The 1458-nt window shown below is 57.5% G+C and carries 2 protein-coding genes and 1 pseudogene; all 3 read right to left on the bottom strand.

The genetic code is table 11. The features are described from left to right. Window positions 1-185: 185 nt before the first annotated feature. On the bottom strand, window positions 186-632 hold the full coding sequence (locus Q8M42_RS14390; RefSeq protein ID WP_304867734.1) for a thioesterase family protein: 447 nt from the start codon (window positions 630-632) through the stop codon (window positions 186-188). Between the two features lie 124 nt (window positions 633-756). Continuing rightward, a pseudogene (locus tag Q8M42_RS14385) lies at window positions 757-1290 on the bottom strand (sulfatase-like hydrolase/transferase); the annotation flags it as partial. 30 nt (window positions 1291-1320) lie between these two features. After that, window positions 1321-1458 (bottom strand): polysaccharide lyase family 7 protein (locus Q8M42_RS14380; protein ID WP_305284301.1); only part of this gene is annotated, 138 nt, incomplete at its 5' end.

Below are 1458 nucleotides of genomic sequence, written 5' to 3'. Positions count from 1 at the left end.
TGGCTGCGCGTGGTCGGCATAGCAATTCCCCTGCTTTTGTTGTTATGCCTAAGGCGTAGCAGAGGATGTGCCAGCTGTCACGGCGACAGCTGGAAAATTGAGCAATTAATGTTCAATCCGGCAGCTTTGCTGCGATCAAGCGTGATTAGGCAGGCAATCGCCTGCTTTATGCCGGTAAGCCCAGGTTACTTGCTGAGCCAGTTGACCTTGCTGAATTTGCCGCTGAAGGTCGCCGGCATCTGCACCACTTTGCCCAGTTTGTAGTTGAAGAACACGAAACCGGATTTGGCCATGGCCACCAGCGTGTTGTCGGCGGGGCGGGTGATGCGGAAGGTAATGTCGCCGCCATAGGTGTTGAAGTCCATCACGCCGACTTCAAACAGCAACTGATCGCGGGCGTGGGCCTCGGCGCGGTAAGTGGTAGCGAGGTCCGTGACGATGATGCCGGTGCCGTCTTCCTGGGTTTCTTCGATGCCGAACTCAAACAGAAAACGCGCCCGCGCCTCGGAAATCATCGAGATCATTGAATCATTGCCCAGGTGGTTGGCGGCGTTGATATCGGTCACCCGCACCGTCAGGTGGGTGCTGTAGCAGAACTGATCTTCAGGGAACTCAAGTTTCAGGCGGGCCATGGTCAAGATCGCAGTCGAGAAAGGTCGCCAGTTTACCCACAAGTAGGCCGTTGAAAAACGTAGATAGTTTTTCAACGGCCTGCTAGCGGCGGGCGCCATCCATGGCTGCACACGCCCGCGCTAGTTAATGCGCAAGAAAGCGGCGAATACCCTGCAGTTCGCTGCGTATCACCGGCATGGCCAGTGGCAATAGCCGTGAGGCATCGACTATCGGGCGGTCGTCGGGGCTGGTTTGCATCGCGGTAAAGCTGCCGCTGGAAAACGGCAATACCACCTTGTGCTGGCCGTCCATAAAGGCCAGGCGGTGCCAGTCGCCGGCAATTAGCATGCGTTTGGCGCTGGGGTTAAACAGGCTTTGACCGATGCTGTAGTCGCGCGGCGGATTATTCACCCCAAGCAGTGGCAGCAGGGTTGGCAGCAGGTCGACATGGCGGGTGGACAGCATTTCGCGATGCGCCGCCTGGCCAGGCACCCAGAGTACCAACGGGGTCTTGATCTGCTCATCGACAAAGGTCGAGTTGTGGCCCCAGCGGCCTTTTTCCATAAACTCTTCACCGTGGTCGGCGGTGATCACGATCAGCGTGTTGTCGAGCAGCCCCTTGGCTTGCAGATGCTCAGTGATGCGCGCTATCTGGCTGTCGAGGTGGTGCACCGAGTTGAGGTAGCGCTTGTAACCTAGAGAAGAGCTTTAACGGTGCAGGCTGTTAAGCCAGTAGAAGGTCACCCGCGCACCTTCGGTGCTGGGGCCGTAGTTGTCCTGAACGTAGGCGCCGGCTTTGAAGTAGAGCAGTTGCGTGCTCCAGTATCCGCTCAGTTGCTGGTAGAA

Origin of the sequence: Pseudomonas sp. (assembly GCF_030684895.1) — a bacterium.
Lineage (GTDB): Bacteria > Pseudomonadota > Gammaproteobacteria > Pseudomonadales > Pseudomonadaceae > Aquipseudomonas.
The sequence above is the reverse complement of the archived record's forward strand: the minus strand, read 5'-3'. Positions and strand labels throughout refer to the sequence as shown.

Excerpts from the sequence above, each read along its gene's own strand:
- Q8M42_RS14390 (WP_304867734.1), bottom strand. The coding sequence starts at position 632 with ATGGCCCGCCTGAAACTTGAGTTCCCTGAAGATCAGTTCTGCTACAGC.